We start from the raw sequence: 17,233 nt of genomic DNA, 5'->3' as shown, positions 1-17,233 counted from the left end.
CAATCAAAGCCTTATCAAAACACCCGGCACGCGATATCGTCTGCCGGGTGTTTTCATCTTCAGGTCTTTTCATGCTGAAACGTTTCTATGAACCCGCCGCCTATGATGCCGCCCGTCTGCCTGACAGCTATTGGGCCGAAACCGCGCATCCCCTGCCCGATTGCGAAACATTACCCGCCGAAGGTGGCCTTAAAACCACGGTCGCGGTGATTGGCGGCGGTTATACCGGCCTGTCGGCGGCCCTGCGTCTGGCCAAAACCGGGGTTGATGTCTGCGTCTTTGACATGGGCAGGACCGGCTGGGGTGCATCGGGGCGCAATGGCGGTTTTTGCTGCATCGGCGGGGCGATTGCATCCTATGACGATCTGGCCCGGCAATTTGGCACCGATGCCGCCCGCCATTTCGCCAGACAGCAACGATCCTCGATTGATCTGGTCGCAGGACATCTGGCCGACTGGAACCTTGATGCAGACCGCCATTCCGATGGTGAAATCGTTCTGGCCCACAAACAAAACCGCGTGCAGAAATTACAGGATGAAGCCCGGCACCTCAGGGAATTCGCCGGAATCGAATCCGAATTACTGGATCATAATGACCTTGTCGCGCGTGGCCTGAATGCCACCGGCACCTTTGGCGGCCTGCACGTCAAGGCCGGGTTTGGCCTGCATCCGCTGAAATATCTGGCCGGGCTGCATCGCGCCTGTCAGGCGCAAGGTGTTCGGATTTTCGCACAGGCGCAAATCACCCGCCTTGACGATCAGGCCGGGCGATATACCCTGACGGCAGGTAATTGCAGGATTACCGCTGATCGCGTGGTCATCGCCACCAATGGCTACAGTGCCGAAAACCTGCCCGACTGGATTGGCGGGCGGTTATTGCCGGTCTTTTCGGGCATTTTCACCACCCGCCCCCTGAGTAATGCCGAACAGGCGCAACAGGGCTGGACCAGCGACCTGATGGCCTATGACACCCGCATCCTGCTGCATTATTTCCGCAAATTGCCGGATGGCCGGTTGATGTTTGGCGGGCGCGGCGGGCTCGCCGCCACCCCGGCGGCGTTCGAGAAGGCAAAACGGCAATTATTTGCAGGCTTCCGCGCCCTGTTTCCGGCATGGCGCGATGTTGACATCACCCATCACTGGAACGGTCTGGCCTGTCTGATGTATTCTTTCCGGCCCTATGTCGGGCCGGTGCCGGGGCATCGCGACGTCTGGGTGGCGCTGGGCTATCATGGCAACGGGGTCGCGATGGGCAGCCTGTGCGGCGATCTTTTGGCCGGGCAAATGACCGGTGCCGTTTCACCGGGCGATATCGGCCCTGTTCTGGCAACACCACCGGGCAAATTCCCCCTGCCCGGTCTGCGCCGTCAGGCCCGCACCGCCGCCTATTTGTCTTATCAGTTGCGCGACCGGCTGGCATAGGGCGGCAAACTGACCTATGTCATGTCGCAGCAAGACGCCACCGCCTATAACGCCGATAAATACTGATCCGCCGGAGCCCCGAAAGCCATCATGTCCGACCGCCCGTCCTTACAGGAAATACGCGACCGCCGCGAAATCGCCACCCGCAAAATCAGCGATGAAACCGGCATTACCGATGTCATGATCCATGATGTTGTGCATGGATTTTACGACCGGGTGCGGGCCGATGCGGTTTTGGGGCCGATCTTTGCCGAAAAAATCAACGATTGGGATTTCCATCTGGATCGCATGTGTGCCTTCTGGGGGTCGGTTGCCCTGGCCAAGGGGGCCTATGATGGCCGCCCGATGCAAAAACACATGCCCCTTGCCATTGATCGCCATCATTTTGATCGCTGGCTGGAACTGTTTGCCGAAACCCTGAAGGATTTATGCCCGCCTGCCGCCGCCCGCCATTTCATGGAACGCGCCCTGCGAATAGCCCAAAGTTTCGAACTGGGCATCGCCGCCCATAACGGGGTTATTCTGGGCAAGGGCGAACGTTATGATCCCAACCCGGTAAAATCCTGGACGCCCTAAAGTCTGTCGCGCAGCGAAAACCACATCATCGCCAGCACCAGCAACGGATAACGCAGGCTTTTACCTCCCGGAAATGGTGGAACCGGCACCCGCGCCATCACATCGAACCGTTCCATCGTACCGGCCACCGCATCGGCCATGATCTGCCCGGCCAGTGTCGCCATCGCCACCCCATGCCCGGAATAACCGCTGGCCGTCAGGACATTGCCCTTGATCCGCCGGAAATACGGCATGCGGTTCATCGTAATCGCCAATGTCCCGCCCCAGCCATAATCAATCTTCACATCGCGCAATTGCGGATACACTTCCAGCATGCAGGGCCGAACAAACGATCCGATATCCTTGGGGAAATGATAACTATAGGTTTCCCCGCCGCCAAAAAGCATGCGTTTATCGGCACTTAACCGGTAATAGTTAATCACGAACTTTGAATCGGCGACCGCCACATCATCGCGGATCAACTCACCGGCCAGATCATCGCCCAGCGGTTCCGTCGCGATGATGAAATTATTGATCGGCATGACGCTACGCGCCACCCGGTCTTCCAGCCCGTCAAGATACCCGTTGCACCCCAGAATCATAAACCCGGCCCGCACCACCTGCCCGCCCGCAAGGCGCACCGTCACCGTCACCGTCGGTCCATTGTCATATCCGGTAACCATCGCATTTTCATAAATCCGCACCCCGGCCTTTTGCGCCGCCTGCGCAAGACCCAGGGCAAAATTCAGCGGATGCAAATGCCCCGCCCCCATATCCAGCGACCCGCCATGATAAAATCCGGTGCCCAGCATCTGGCAGATTTCATCGCGATCAATCGCCCGAATCTGGTCATAGCCATAATCGGTGCGCAATTTGTCGCAATAGGCATGGCTGCCTGCCACCATGCGGGCGCGATGATCGGCATGGAGAATGCCCGGTTTCCAGTCACAGGCAATATCATGGTGGTCAATCAGGCTGCGCACCAGATCCTTGGATTGTTCGGCGATATCCCACAAACTGCGGGCATCGTCACGACCAACCATTTTTTCCAGATCATCCTGTTCGCGGCGTTGCCCCGATCCAACCTGCCCACCATTGCGCCCCGATGCGCCCCAGCCAACCCGGTGTGCCTCCAGCAACACCACATCATATCCGCGTTCCGCCAGATGCAGGGCCGATGACAGGCCGGTATACCCCCCGCCAATCACCACCACATCACAGGTCAAATCCCCTTCGGGTGCCGCAAAGGGTGCCATCGGATTGGCCGTGGCCGCGTAATAAGAAGGGGGATAGCTTCCGGGGATGTCGTTGGCTGTCAGAAAAGCAGGATGAAACACGCAAGGCCTCGTTATTTGTGAATTTTCTATCCGGCAATACCGGATGTCTGTTCAACCAGTTTCAGGGCGGTTTTGGTCGCGGCACAGCCGCCCCGCGCCGTACAGCGCAAATCCGGATGCATCATCGCGCCAATTTTTACGGTCTGATCGACCAGCTCGTCAAATCCCAGAACCGCATCAAACCCGGCCATCACGGCCATCGCCGATGAAAAGGCATGTGAAACACCGGCCACATTACGCGCATGACACGGAATTTCAACATCCCCGCCCACCGGATCACACACAAGCCCCAGCGTATTCATCAAACACATCGCCGCTGCATCAAAACATTGTTGCGCCGTACCGCCATAGGCCTGCACCACCCCGGCGGCGGCCATCGCCGCCGATGCCCCGGTTTCAACCGAACATCCCCCGCATTCCGCCGCAAAGGTGCCGCGCGCCGCAAATACCGCCCCCACCAGCGCCATCACCTGCAAGGCATCCGTCATGCCATCCGGGTCGATGCCATGCCGGATCAGGCCATACAGCGTACCCGGCACCACCCCGGCGCTACCCGCTGTTGGCGCAGCACAGACCAGCCCACGGTTGGAATCGCGTTCCATCGCTGACAAGGCCCCGGCAATCGCATCCTGCAACACCGCCCCGCCCAGACCGGCGGGCAAATTGGCATCCCGCACCTTGCGCGCCCGCAAGGTCAAAAACCGCATGACGTTATCTTCGGGTTTGGCGTCAAATCCTTCGGCCACCACCTGCAACATCAATTCACCACGCTGTCGAAACAGGGCGCGGGTGTCATCAAGGCTGCGACCCAGACGCTGCGCCTCCAGAACCAGCCCGGCTTGCGCCAGCGACCCACCCTGCGCCTCGGCCACATTGATCACCGCATCGGTGGTTGAAAACAGATCATCGGTTGAACACACCGGATATTGCGACGCATCGGCCATCCGCACATCATGAATGCCCGGCATCTGGCGCAGCGTTTTGAATGCGGCCTGCGAAGGCAAGGCTTGCAGGGATATGTCAATCCGCCCGTCCGGCCCGGTTTCCTGTCCCAAAACGACATTATCCTTGCCGCACAACATCGTGGCGACATCATCGGGCGCATTGCCCCAAACAAACACCACCGCGGTTTTACCGGTCAGAAAAACCGGCACATCATTCATGCGGTCAATATAAAACATCCCGCCGCCAATCGACGCCCCCTGATAAAGATCGGTGCGCGTGCTGCCATCGGGGGCCTGCACGGTCAGGTGCAAATCAACCCGGTTGGGATGGTTGTTATTGGCAAGTTCGGTGATTTCAACGGCAAACTCAAATCCTTCGCCGCGCAAGACACGCGGCAAAACCTGACGAAAACCGGTATCTGTCAGGCCCACCCCGGCCAGACCTGCGGCAAAATTTTCATCCGAACTTTGCGCCTGATAGACCGGTGCAAACGACCCTCGCGAGTCAAACCGCACAATGGCACGGGTCAAAACTTCGCCATTCGTGGTTGATAATTCACGCACCAGCCTTGCCATCATATAGGGCGCGGCACAATGGGAACTGGACGGACCGCGCATCACCGGACCGATGACGGAATTAAGCAGGCTGATTTCTTGCATGGCTCTCTCTGGCGGGCGGCGATTTTCGCATCTTGTTATCCGCAATCATCCCCCTTTCGCCCGGCAAATGCAATGATCCAGCACCCCGTTTTGCCGCGTCACAAATTCGTGTGTACTGCGTCGTCGAATATCCTCACCTCTGGCGGAGCAATCACATGGCGCTTTTGACAAATGCTCAGTTGCAGGGTCTGGCTTCGCCGGATCTGGACGCAGGCACCGAACTTGATCCCCGTTTCAACGATCCCTATCCCGATGCCGCCTGTTGGGGCTGGGCGTTGTGTGGCGGGCCAAGCCTGCATGGCAATGCCGAACCGGCAACCATTTTCGGCAATGCCATCAACACCAATACCGGGGGCTATGTCACTGGCCTGAAACCGGATTTTGTCGATTGGGTCAATGTCGCCTTTGGTGCCAATGTCAATGCCAACAATCAGGCCCGTATCCTGAGCGAAAATTTCAACCCCGCCCTGATTGAACTTGATGATGATGCGCAGGATGCCTGCCGCACCGCCTTTGCCAAACTCTGTATCATCGTCAATGGCCTGACGATCCCCGAGGCCCCGACAAATTACAAAATCGTCATGGCGTCCGATCATTGGTACACATGGGAACACTGGGCGCTGGGCCTGAAGAACAATATCGCAGCCCCCGACAACCCGGCCTGGCAATATACCCAGCGCGATGCCGGGGTGAACCCGGTCAATACAAGATGCGGCCATGTCTGGGGGGCGCACCCGTTATTGACCGAAATCTGCGTGTCGGAATTGCAGGACGGGCATTTGATGTATTTGCCCCATGCCGTGGGCTGGCCCGCCCCGGTTGTACCGGCGGCACCTGCCGAACCAGTTGTCCTCGCTGCCAAAGTGGATCAGAACGGCCTGCCGCCCGAACCCGGCAGCAATCCCTGATCAGCCACCCGTAACCGGCGGAAACAGGGCAATTTCCTGCGCCCCGGCAAGGCTGCGGTCGCCTTGTGCATATTCCTGATCGACCGCAACCCGGATCAGATCAGGGTCCTTGAGGGCCGCGGCATAATTGGCCCCGCGCTGTGGCAACCATGCCATCAGGGCGGCCACTGTCGTTACCTCATCGGGCAGATCAAGAGTTTCTTCGGCAAGGCCGATCCGGTCCTTGACCCAGGCGAAATAGACCAGTTTCATCGTGCGTCCTGTCTTGTGATGACCTTTGAATACGGCGCATTGTTGGCGCAGTCGGGCGGCCCTGACAAGGCCAACTGTCAGGGATAAACAAAAAAGCCGCCCGGTGCCGCGTCCAGCCGTGAAATCAGATTGGCGACAAAAAACCGTTCCGCCCGGCTCAACGACATGCGCGGATTGGTCACCAGATAAATATCAATCGCGGGCGGCGCATCATAGGGCGGCAAACGCCATAACATGCCGCGTTCCAGCGCATTTTGCACCACATGGATCGGCAACGGCCCGATCCCCAGCCCGGCATTGATCAAACGCCGCACTTCTTCCAGATGCGGGCTTGTGGCAATCACCTTGCCCTTCATGCCTTCACGGGCGCGCAATACCGCCACCGGGGCCAATGCGCCCGATAACTGGTCGGTCGAAAACGAAACAAACGGTTCATTGCGCAGATCGGCAAGGGTCAGGTCGGTGCGCCCGAACAAATGATGGGTCGGCCCGCAAAAAAATCCGAAATGTTCGCGATAAAGCCGCCGGTAATGCAGGCGTGGATGTTGTTCATGGACCAGACAAATGCCGAAACTGGCCTGCTGCGACAACACCTGACTGACGACATGCACAGATGTCGCGACATTGATTTCATAGCTGACCTGCGGATGGGCGCGGTTAAAATCAAACAGGGCCTCATCCAACGGCGGAAACACCACATGACTTGCCAGCCACAAATGCAAATGCCCGGATAATTGCGCGCCACTATCCTGCATGACATCGGACAGACGGCCAATCGCCCCGCAAATTTCCTGACATTCCTGATACAGCGCCAATCCCTGTTCAGTCACTTCAAACCGGCCACGATCGCGGTCAATCAGCCGCGCCCCGATCTGATCCTCCAGACGCTTTAACGCATTACTGACGCTGGGCTGGCGCAATAAAAGCCGGTTGGCCGCCCCGGTGATCGACCGTTCCTCGACAATGACGCTGAAAGTATGCAGCAGATTCCAGTCAAACCGGCGGCGGAAAATCTCGGCCATGACGCCCTCATAGTTTTTATCTATGGGTCGTATATTACTTATCTATTTGCGCTATGTCCAAGCATCAGGTGAAATGAATTTGGGCAAAAATTCCCGACGATCAAAAAACAGCCAAAAAACGGCAGAACCGCCAGACCCGCAACCGGGTCGCAGACAGAACGGGAGGCATACATGGCCGCAGAGAGTGCGAGGGGGCGCAGGCAACCCTGGATTCTGTTGTCACCATCGCTGGCGACCATCAGTTTCTTGCTGATCATCCCGATGATGTTCATCGTGGTGTATTCCTTCTGGCTGCGCACCGCAACCGGGGCCGATCAGGTCGGTTTTTATCTCGATAACTGGCAGGAAGTCCTCACAGACCGTTATTACCGCGACATCCTGTTTCAAACGTTCCAGATTGCCTTTTACACCACCGTGATCTGTGCGCTGGTCGGGTATATCCCCGCCTATTTTGTCGCCAACACCCGCATGCGCAGCAAAACCCTGTTGTTGTTGATGCTGATGCTGCCATTCTGGATCAGCTACATCATCCGCACCATGTCATGGATCAACATTCTGGGATCATCGGGTGCGATCAACACCTTCCTGATCTGGACCGGTGCCATCGATAGCCCGATCAGCATGCTCTACAACCAGACCACCGTGATTCTGGGGCTGGTGCATTATCTGCTGCCTTTCATGATCCTCAATATCTATGTCAGTCTGGACGGTATCGAAAAGAACCTGACCGAAGCCGCACAAAGCCTGGGATGCAATGGCTGGCAGGCTTTTCGCGAAGTCACCCTGCCCCTGTCATTTCCCGGTCTGGCGGCGGGGTCGCTTTTGTGTTTCGTGCTGGCATCGGGCACCTATATCACGCCGCTGGTTCTGGGCGGGCCGCGTGATGCAATGTTTGCCAATCTGGTGTTCGAGGCCATCGTCACACAGTTGAACTGGCCTTTGGGTTCGGCGCTGTCGCTCGTGCTACTGGCCTTGCTGGGTGTTCTGGTTGCGGTTTACAGCCGTTATCTGGGTGTTGATCAAATCGCCAAGAGTTTCCGGTAAGGGGGATGATCATCATGACAGGCTGGTCCTGGATCCGCATTGCCACCATTCTGGTTTACCTGTTTTTGTTCGCCCCGGTCGCGGTGGTGATCCTGCTGGCCTTTAATGCCAACCAGTTTGGCAGTTTCCCGATACAGGGATTTTCCCTGCGCTGGTTTGAAGCCCTTTATCACAATGACGCCATTGTCCGGGCGTTCAAAACATCCCTGCTGCTTGGCGTTTTAACGAGTGCGATCTCGACGACGCTGGGTACCCTCGCAGCACTTGCCATGGTCAGGTACGATTTCCCCGGGAAACGCACAGTATCAAGCCTTTTGGTTGCCCCGATCCTGATTCCCGAGGTCGTTCTGGCCGTGGCACTTCTTTTATTCCTGCAATTTCTGTCGCTGCCCAAAAGCTTTTTTCTGTTGTTGATGGGGCATGTGGTTTTCACCCTGCCCTTTGTCGTTCTGGTGGTACAGGCACGGCTGGTATCCATCCGCCGCGATGTCGAAGAAGCCGCCATGAGCCTTGGCGCAACGCCCATACAAACCTTTTTTGAAATCACCCTGCCCTTGATGCTGCCTGCGGTGATGGCCGGAATGCTGTTTTCCTTCACCATCTCCTTTGACGATATCACCGGCACCCTGTTCTGGAAGCCGGGCGGCATCGAAACCGTCCCGACCCAGATTTTCGCCATGCTGCGCAATTCCATCAGCCCGGAAATCAATGCACTGGGGGCGGTAATGGTAATTTTCACCGTCGCCCTGCCGCTTTTGGGCACCGCAATCGCCCGGCGCATGTCGGCGGCAAAAATGAAATCTGCCAAGACCTGAACAAACGAAGCGGAAAACCGCCAAAACCAACCAAACACCTTTATCAGGAGGCCTGAAATGGATAAGACCAAAAGATACGAACGCCTGCTTTCCCGCCTGAAAGACGGCGATATCAATCGCCGCAGCTTTTTAACCGCCCTGGGTGCGGCCGGTGTCACCGCCGGTCTGGTCGGGGGCCCGATGGGCATGCTGACCCGTGCTGCCCGTGCCGCCACCCCCGAACAAATCCGTTTTGACGGCTGGGGCGGTGTGGTGTCCGAAGCCTTTGAAAAATTCGCCTTCGCCCCCTATACCGCCAAAACCGGCATCAAGGTGGTTTCCGGCACCTTTGGCGGGGCTGATGAATATATCGCCCGTGTAAAAGCCAGCCAGACCGGCGAATTCAACCTTGCCCATCTGTCCGGCGTGTTTGACTATGCCCGTTATCATGGGCTGGAACTGACATCCGAACTGAACGAAGCCAACATTCCCAATCTGGCCAATGTGATTCCCGGCCTGATCACCCCGCTGCGCAATATCACCGGCGGCACCCTTTCGGCGGTGCCGTATAATTATGGCACCACCAGCATCGCCTATAACCGCAAATATATCAGCGATGACGAAGCAAAGGCCAAGGGTGCAAAACTGATGGTCGATGACGCCTATAAGGGCAAAATCGGCGGCTGGGCCGAATGGAAAACCCGCATCTGGTACGGTGCCCTGCAATCGGATCAGGACCCCAACAATATTCAGGATATCGATGCGGTCTGGGATCAAATCCGCATCCACCGCGATCTGGCACTGAAATACTGGACATCGGGTGCGGAACTGATGAGCCTTCTGGCCGAAGAAGAAATCTATGTCACCGAAGGCTGGTCCGGCCGTATCCGTGCCTTGCAGGATCAGGGCCATGATATCGGTTATTTCGATCCCAAAGGCGGCCTTGGCTGGCAGGAATGTATCTTTGTTCTGCGCGGCAGCCCGATGGCCGAATGCGAGGAACTTCTGAACTTCATGCTGGAACCCGAAGTCGCCATCGCGGTGGCCGAAGGCCAGTTTTATCCGCCCGCCCTTGACCCCAACAAGGTGGAACTGACCGATCTGGTCAAATCCCTGCCCGCCTTTGATCCGGCAGGCACCCTTGACGGTCTCAGCTTCTTTAATCCGGAATACTGGAACAGCAACGAAGCTGAATGGTCCAAGACCTTTTCGCGGGTACAGCGCGGTTACTGATCCGCTGATCCGCTGATCACCTGATCCAGGGACCCGGCCAGTCTGTTTTAATATGCTGGCCGGGTCGTTCTTCCGGCTTCTGACAAGGTTATTATGTGATGGCAGAAACCCGAAACGCGGTCGAACTGCGCAATGTCGTCAAACGGTTTGGTGAATTTACCGCCGTGCAGCGCATGAATCTGACCGTGCCAGACAACAGTTTTGTCACTTTTCTTGGGCCGTCGGGTTGTGGCAAAACCACTACCTTGCGCATGATCGCCGGTCTGACCGACATTACCGACGGTGATTTGCTGATCCGGGACAAACGGGTCAACGCACTGCCGATCCACAAGCGCAATCTGGGGCTGGTATTTCAAAGTTATGCCCTGTTTCCCCATAAAACCATTTTCGACAATATCGCCTTTGGCCTGAAATATCGCAAAATCCCGCGATCCATGATCGGGGAAAAAGTCAAACGCGCCCTTGATCTGGTGCAATTGCCCAATGTCGGCGACCGTTACCCCAATCAGCTTTCTGGCGGGCAACAGCAACGCATTGCACTGGCGCGTGCCATTGTCATTGAACCCGATGTTTTGCTGCTTGATGAACCGCTGTCGGCCCTTGATGCCAATCTGCGCGAAGAAATGCGGGTTGAATTGAAACGCATTCAACGCGAACTGGGCATTGCCACGGTTTTTGTCACCCATGACCAATCCGAAGCCCTTGCGATGTCGGACAAGTTGGTGGTGATGAATAACGGCATGATCGAACAGGAAGGTGCGCCCGAGGATGTCTATAACAACCCGGTTTCGGCCTTTGTCGCCGATTTTCTGGGCCATTCCAATATCATCGCGGGCGAACTGGACGGCCCGGATCAGGAATATATGCCGGTCCATCTCAGTAGTGGTGAAACGCTTCTGACCACCCGCCAACAGGCCGGACGTGTCGCACGGGTCGAGGGGTCAAAATCCGTTCGCGCCGTCATTCGCGCTGAAAAAATTGATCTTTCAACGGAAAATATTCCGCAGGACGGCATGGTCGCCCTTCCGGGCCGGATCAAAACCGTTGATTATCTGGGGCAGACGGCCCGCTATTTTGTCACCGTCAATGGGCGGGACTGGCAGGTGATCAATCCGATCAACGCCCATCCCCACGCCGAGGGCGCCGATGTGTTCATGAATATCGCGGCACGCAACTGTGTCATATTGCCCGGTCACGCTGACTGACCGGTATGGGAGATCAAACGAAAATGTCGCTTGCGGGCCATAACCGGGAATCCCGTCTGTTTTATCAAAGCCATTCACGCCGCCCGTTGATTGATCATGCGCGGGGCGTGTTCATGTGGGATGTGAATGGCAAACGCTATCTGGATGCCTCAAGCGGGGCAATGGTCAGCAATATCGGCCATAGCGACCCGCGCGTTCTGGCCGCCATGCGCGACCAGATGGACAAGGCAACCTTCGCCTATCGCCTGCATTTTGAAAATGACGCCGCCGAAACGCTGGCATGGCGGCTGGCCGAACGGGCACCGGGCGATCTGGACCGGGTGTTTTTTGTCTCCGGCGGGTCCGAGGCGGTTGAAAGCTGCATCAAGCTGGCCCGGCAATATGCCCTGGCAATCGGGCAGGCCCAGCGGTTCAAAATCATTTCCCGCTTTCCCAGCTATCACGGCTCAACGCTTGGCGCACTGGCCCTGACCGGCTATACGCCGATGCACGCACCCTTTGCACCGATGATGGTCGATCAACCCAAAATCCCCGCCCCGACCTGCTATCTGGATCGCGATGATTTAAGCGATCATGAACGCGGCATCAAATACGCCAATATGCTGGAAGCCGAAATCATCCGGCAAGGACCCGAAACGGTTCTGGGATTCATTATGGAGCCGGTCGGCGGGGCATCCACCGGCGCGCTGGTCGCCCCTGACAGCTATTATGCCCGAATTCGCGAAATTTGCGATCAGTATGGCATCTTGCTGATCTATGACGAGGTAATGACCGGCGCCGGGCGCACCGGCACCTATTTTGCCGCCGAACATTGGGGCATTGTGCCCGATATTCTGGCGGTGTCCAAGGGCCTGGCCGCCGGTTATGCCCCGCTGGGCGCGATGATTGCGCCGGACCGCATCGTTAATCCGGTACTTGATCATGGCGGCTTTATTCACGGCTATACCTATGCCGGCAATCCGATTGCCTGTGCGGCCGGGAACGGCGTTTTATCGGTGATCGAAGACGACAATCTTCTGGACAATGCCGCGCAAGGGGGCGCTGCCCTAAAATCCGCCCTGTGCGAAATGGCAACCCGCCATCCGATGATCGGCGATGTGCGCGGCCTTGGCCTGTTGCTGGCGGTTGAACTGGTGGCCGACCGTCAGACAATGGCCCCCTTTGATCCGCGCCATATGGCGGCATCCCGGCTGGTCGATATCGCCTATGACAAGGGCCTGATCATTTACTGGCGGCGCACCCGCGGCGGTTATCGTGGCGATCACGTTATGATCTGCCCGCCCATGACCATCACACGCGACCAGTTTGCCGACATTCTGGGGCCGCTTGAAGATGCGCTGGTTGAACTTGCGCGCGAACTCACCCAGGCCGGAGCCTTTGCATGACCCGGAAAGTAATCATTACCTGTGCCATCACCGGATCGGTGCATACCCCATCCATGAGCCCCTATTTGCCGATCACCCCCGATGACATCGCCCAACAGGCGATTGACGCGGCCAATGCCGGGGCGGCGATCCTGCATCTGCATGCCCGCGATCCGCAAACCGGGTTTCCGTCCCCCTCGCCCGAACTGTTTATGCAGTTCCTGCCCAAAATCCGGGCGGCAACCAATGCGGTGATCAATATTTCGACCGGGGGTGGCATGACCATGTCGGTTGGAGACCGCATTCTGGCGGCCAAAACCGCCGCCCCGGAAATGGCGTCGCTGAATATGGGCACGATGAATTTTGGCCTGTTTCCCGCCCTTGCCCGTCCGACTGACTGGCAACAGGACTGGGAACCAAAATTTCTGGAAGACAGCCGCGACTTTGTATTCAAAAACACCTTTGCCGATATCGAAACCATTCTGGCCGATCTGGGGGTCGCCAATGGTACCCGGTTTGAATTTGAATGTTATGACGTTGGTCATCTTTATACGCTGGCGCATTTTGTCGATCGCGGGCTGGTCAGGGGGCCGATCTTCCTGCAATTCGTGCTCGGCATTCTGGGCGGCATCGGCGCCGATCCGGAAAACCTGACGCATCTCAAGGCCACTGCCGACCGGCTGTTTGGCGATCAGTATCAGTTTTCAGTCCTGGGGGCCGGTCGCCATCAAATGCCGCTGGCAACCATGTCGGCCAGCATGGGCGGCCATGTCCGGGTCGGACTGGAAGACAATCTGTATCTGCGCAAAGGCCAACTGGCGACATCAAACGCCGAACAGGTCCGCAAAATTCGCGATGTTCTGGACGGATTATCGCTTGAAATCGCCAGCCCCGACGATGCACGCACCGCCCTTGGCCTCAAGGGTGGCGATAACGTCGCCTTTTAGATGCAGGCCGACCAAAACGACAGTCAGGAAAGGGCAGCATCATGATGCGGGCCTATTTTTCACCCGATCAGTTATTGCATCACGGCCAAAGTTTTCTGGTCGCAGGCGAACGCAAACCGATCCCCGAAATCCCCGAACGCGCCGAAATCCTGCGCGAAGCATTGCTGCGTCTGGGAATGGAAATCCTGTGTCCTGACGATCACGGTCTGGGTCCGGTTGCCGCCGTCCACAGCCCGGAATATCTGGAATTTCTTGAATCGATTCATACCGACTGGCAGGCAGCAGGCGGATCGGACATTGTGATCCCCAGCATCCACCCGTTTGACCGCACCGGCCCTTATCCGCAAACCCCAACCGCACGCGCCGGGTTTCATCTGGGCGATACATCCTGCCCGGTTTCGGCCACCACATGGCAATCCGCCCGCAGCAGCGCCAACAGTGCTGTCGCCGCCGCCCGTGCAGTCCGCGATGGCGGAGCCCACCACGCCTATGCCCTTTGCCGTCCGCCCGGCCACCACGCCAGCCGCGATATCGCAGGCGGGTTCTGTTACCTCAACAACAGCGCGATTGCCGCCCGACAATTGCGCCATCGTCATGATCGCGTTGCCATTCTTGATATCGATCTTCATCACGGCAATGGCACGCAGCATATTTTCTACGATTGCGATGATGTTTTAACCGTCTCAATCCATGCCGATCCCAACGCCTTTTACCCATTTTACTGGGGTCATGCCGATGAACGCGGTGCCAATGCCGGATTGGGCTATAATTTCAACCTGCCGCTGGCACTTGGCAGTGGCGATGATGTGTTTCTCGCCGCCCTTGATACCGCATTGGCGCGGATTTCCCGATTTGCTCCCGGTGCGCTGGTGATTGCGGCGGGTCTGGATGCCTCGATTGACGATCCGTTCGGCGGGTTGGCGCTCAGCCCGACGGGATTTGCCAAAACTGGCAAAAAAATCAGCTTGATCAACCTGCCCACCGTGATAGTGCAGGAAGGAGGATATCTCAGCAAAAGCCTTGCTGAAAACCTCTATCAATTTCTCAATGCCTTTGCGGAGCAGCGTCCATGACCCCAACAGATATCGTCATCATTGGCGGCGGCATTGCCGGCATGTCGGCGGCTTATTTTCTAGCCCTCAAAGGCCAAAAAGTTGTGGTGCTGGAGCGCGAGGATCAACCCGGCTATCACAGCACGGGCCGCTCCGCCGCCCTTTATAGCGAAACCTATGGCCCGCAAATCATCCGCAAGCTCTCCACCGCCAGCAAGGCGTTTTTCCTGACCCCGCCCGATGGTTTCACCGATCATCCGATCCTGACACCGCGCGGCGTCATCCTGACCGCCGGGCCGGGCGACGAAACCGCCCTTGACGAAGTCCTGACCGAAGGCCGCGCCAACGGGGCCAATGTTGTGGCCCTGACCGCCGATGAGATCGGCAAACTGATCCCGATCATCAAAACCGAACGCCTGATTGGCGGCGCGCTTGAAACCGATGCAATGGATATTGATGTTCATGCCCTGTATTGGGGATTTATCCGCCATTTCAAACAATTGGGCGGCGAACTTGTCACCCGGGCCGAGGTTTCAAGCATCACCAAAACCGGTCATGACTGGCACGTAACGGTCACCGGTGGGGATGTCTTTTCTGCCCCCGTCATCGTCGATGCCGCCGGGGCGTGGGCCGATGAAATTGCGCGGATGGCCGGGGTGACACCACTGGGGCTGGTGCCCAAACGCCGTACCGCCGTCATGGTCGATCTGCCTGCCGGAACCAAAGCCGATCACTGGCACATGGTATCGGATATCGGCGAAGGATTGTATTTCAAGGCCGATGCCGGGCGCTTGCTGGTGTCACCGTCCGATGCTACCCCGACCGAACCGCAGGACGTCCAACCCGAAGAACTCGACATCGCGATTACCATTGACCGTCTGATGACCGCAACCAGCCTTCCGGTCGGTCGCCCCGGCGAGGCATGGGCCGGATTGCGCAGCTTTTTTGCCGATGGCGACCCGGTATCGGGATTTGATCCCGACCATCCCGGTTTTTACTGGCTGGCCGGACAGGGCGGCTATGGCATCCAGACCGGCCCGGCGATGGGCGAACTCGCCGCCAGCCTGATAATGGGTGATGGTGTCCCCGATCATATGAACAAAATCGGCGTCACCGCCGCCGCCCTGTCGCCGACCCGTCCGGGTTTGCGGCAATCATAAGGGGGCCTGAAATGCCGGGTTATGACCGCAATGCCCTGCGCAACGCCATCGCGCAACGCCGTGATCGTGCCATTGCCGATTTGTCTTCATTGACCGCGCATGCCAGTTTGCTGGGCCATGAACAGGCCGCACAGGATTGGATCGCCGGGCAATTTGCCGATATGGGATTGCGGGTGGACCGGGTGGCAATTGATATCAATGCCCTGCGCGATCAGCCCGGATTCTCGCCCCCCGTCATCGATGATTATTCCGAACGGGAAAATATCGTTGGCGTCCACACGCCCAAAACCGTCACCGGGCGCAGCCTGATCCTCAATGGTCATATCGACGTGGTGCCGACCGGCCCCGAAAATTTATGGCACAAACCGCCCTTTAACCCTTATGTCGAGGGCGACTGGCTGTATGGCCGGGGGGCGGGCGATATGAAAGCCGGGATCATTGCCTTTTGCCACGCGGTGCGGGCCTTGCACGATATCGGCCTGCAACCGGCCGCCCCGCTGATCCTGCAATCGGTGGTCGAGGAAGAATGCACCGGCAATGGTGCTCTGGCCTGCCTGCATGCCGGATACCGCGCCGATGCCGCCATCATCCCCGAACCGTTCAATCATACCCTGATGATTGCCCAGCTTGGCGTCATGTGGTTTCGCGTGCATGTCACCGGCAAACCGGCCCATGTTCTCGATACCTCGGCGGGCAGCAATGCGATCGAGGCCGCCTGTGGCATGTTCAGCATGTTAAAAGAAGTCGAGGAACTCTGGAACCATCCCGGTCACCGGCACGAAAGCTATGACGCCCATATTCATCCGGTCAATTTCAATCTGGGCCGTATTGATGGCGGTGACTGGGCATCAACCGTGCCGCCGTCCTGTGTTGCCGATATCCGGGTGGGATTTTATCCGGGCATGACCCTTGAACAGGTCCGCACCACCATTGAAACCGTCGCGCAAAATGCCACCGCCACCCATCCGGCCTGCAAGGGGGCGCAGTTTCGCATCGAATATCGCGGCTTTCAGGCCGAAGGATGCGTAATGGATCAAACCCACCCGATGATGACGATGATCGGCGATATTCATGCCGAAGTCACCGGCAAGGACATCGCAAAATTCGCCTCGACCGCCACCACCGATGCCCGGTTTTTTCAGATTTACGGCAACATCCCGGCCACCTGTTACGGGCCATTGGCCGAAAACATTCATGGCATCGACGAACGGGTGTCGATTTCCAGCATGATGACTGTCGCCGAAGTCCTCGCCCTGTTCATTGCAGACTGGTGCGGCGTTGAAAATCGTGATAGTCACAGCGCATAAATTCTTTAACAAATCCCAATAAAACCAA

Annotated in this window: 16 protein-coding genes; 12 read left to right on the top strand and 4 right to left on the bottom strand. The window is 57.6% G+C overall.

All coding sequences use genetic code 11. The features are described from left to right. Positions 1-71: 71 nt before the first annotated feature. Both Q8O73_RS06335 and Q8O73_RS06330 read left to right on the top strand, forming a co-directional pair. Positions 72-1,421, top strand: coding sequence for an FAD-binding oxidoreductase (locus Q8O73_RS06335; protein ID WP_305556548.1), 1,350 nt, complete (start codon positions 72-74; stop codon positions 1,419-1,421). Between the two features lie 90 nt (positions 1,422-1,511). Continuing rightward, complete coding sequence (locus Q8O73_RS06330) at positions 1,512-1,997, top strand: group III truncated hemoglobin (RefSeq protein ID WP_305556546.1); 486 nt, start codon at positions 1,512-1,514, stop codon at positions 1,995-1,997. Here Q8O73_RS06330 and Q8O73_RS06325 read toward each other — a convergent pair. Beyond that, on the bottom strand, positions 1,994-3,313 hold the full coding sequence (locus Q8O73_RS06325) for an FAD-binding oxidoreductase (protein ID WP_305556544.1): 1,320 nt from the start codon (positions 3,311-3,313) through the stop codon (positions 1,994-1,996). The genes Q8O73_RS06330 and Q8O73_RS06325 overlap by 4 nt on opposite strands. A gap of 26 nt (positions 3,314-3,339) precedes the next feature. Beyond that, positions 3,340-4,917 carry an L-serine ammonia-lyase, iron-sulfur-dependent, subunit alpha gene (locus tag Q8O73_RS06320; protein WP_305556543.1) on the bottom strand — a complete coding sequence of 526 codons (1,578 nt, stop codon included), beginning with the start codon at positions 4,915-4,917 and terminating at the stop codon, positions 3,340-3,342. A gap of 155 nt (positions 4,918-5,072) precedes the next feature. On the opposite strand from Q8O73_RS06320, the gene Q8O73_RS06315 reads away from it, so the two are divergent. Next, complete coding sequence (locus tag Q8O73_RS06315) at positions 5,073-5,825, top strand: hypothetical protein (protein ID WP_305556541.1); 753 nt, start codon at positions 5,073-5,075, stop codon at positions 5,823-5,825. Here Q8O73_RS06315 and moaD read toward each other — a convergent pair whose 3' ends face one another. Both moaD and Q8O73_RS06305 read right to left on the bottom strand, forming a co-directional pair. Continuing rightward, positions 5,826-6,077 (bottom strand): molybdopterin converting factor subunit 1, encoded by a 252-nt coding sequence (moaD, locus tag Q8O73_RS06310; RefSeq protein WP_305556539.1) that lies wholly within the window; start codon positions 6,075-6,077, stop codon positions 5,826-5,828. A 77-nt stretch (positions 6,078-6,154) separates the two neighbouring features. Then, a complete protein-coding gene (locus Q8O73_RS06305) occupies positions 6,155-7,099 on the bottom strand; it encodes a LysR family transcriptional regulator (protein WP_305556536.1) in 945 nt (314 codons plus the stop codon). Between the two features lie 171 nt (positions 7,100-7,270). On the opposite strand from Q8O73_RS06305, the gene Q8O73_RS06300 reads away from it, so the two are divergent. From Q8O73_RS06300 to Q8O73_RS06260, 9 genes are all read left to right on the top strand, one after another. Beyond that, positions 7,271-8,143 carry an ABC transporter permease gene (locus Q8O73_RS06300; RefSeq protein WP_305556533.1) on the top strand — a complete coding sequence of 291 codons (873 nt, stop codon included), beginning with the start codon at positions 7,271-7,273 and terminating at the stop codon, positions 8,141-8,143. 14 nt (positions 8,144-8,157) lie between these two features. After that, a complete protein-coding gene (locus Q8O73_RS06295; RefSeq protein ID WP_305556530.1) occupies positions 8,158-8,958 on the top strand; it encodes an ABC transporter permease in 801 nt (266 codons plus the stop codon). A 57-nt stretch (positions 8,959-9,015) separates the two neighbouring features. Continuing rightward, positions 9,016-10,170 carry a PotD/PotF family extracellular solute-binding protein gene (locus Q8O73_RS06290; RefSeq protein ID WP_305556528.1) on the top strand — a complete coding sequence of 385 codons (1,155 nt, stop codon included), beginning with the start codon at positions 9,016-9,018 and terminating at the stop codon, positions 10,168-10,170. A 98-nt stretch (positions 10,171-10,268) separates the two neighbouring features. Then, positions 10,269-11,375 carry an ABC transporter ATP-binding protein gene (locus Q8O73_RS06285; protein ID WP_305556526.1) on the top strand — a complete coding sequence of 369 codons (1,107 nt, stop codon included), beginning with the start codon at positions 10,269-10,271 and terminating at the stop codon, positions 11,373-11,375. A 23-nt stretch (positions 11,376-11,398) separates the two neighbouring features. Continuing rightward, on the top strand, positions 11,399-12,760 hold the full coding sequence (locus Q8O73_RS06280; protein WP_305556524.1) for an aspartate aminotransferase family protein: 1,362 nt from the start codon (positions 11,399-11,401) through the stop codon (positions 12,758-12,760). Next, positions 12,757-13,686, top strand: a complete 930-nt coding sequence (locus Q8O73_RS06275; protein ID WP_305556522.1) for a 3-keto-5-aminohexanoate cleavage protein — start codon at positions 12,757-12,759, stop codon at positions 13,684-13,686. The genes Q8O73_RS06280 and Q8O73_RS06275 overlap by 4 nt, the downstream gene beginning before the upstream one ends. Positions 13,687-13,727: 41 nt before the next feature. Then, entirely contained in the window at positions 13,728-14,759 is a 1,032-nt protein-coding gene (locus Q8O73_RS06270) for a histone deacetylase family protein (RefSeq protein WP_305556519.1), read from the top strand. After that, complete coding sequence (locus tag Q8O73_RS06265; protein ID WP_305556517.1) at positions 14,756-15,898, top strand: FAD-binding oxidoreductase; 1,143 nt, start codon at positions 14,756-14,758, stop codon at positions 15,896-15,898. Before Q8O73_RS06270 ends, Q8O73_RS06265 begins: the two co-directional genes overlap by 4 nt. A gap of 11 nt (positions 15,899-15,909) precedes the next feature. Then, positions 15,910-17,205, top strand: a complete 1,296-nt coding sequence (locus tag Q8O73_RS06260) for an ArgE/DapE family deacylase (protein WP_305556515.1) — start codon at positions 15,910-15,912, stop codon at positions 17,203-17,205. The last annotated feature ends 28 nt before the right edge of the window (positions 17,206-17,233 follow it).

Origin of the sequence: Thalassospira sp. (assembly GCF_030690045.1) — a bacterium.
GTDB lineage: Bacteria > Pseudomonadota > Alphaproteobacteria > Rhodospirillales > Thalassospiraceae > Thalassospira.
Note: the sequence above shows the minus strand (reverse complement) of the source record. Positions and strands in the feature narration are given on the sequence as shown.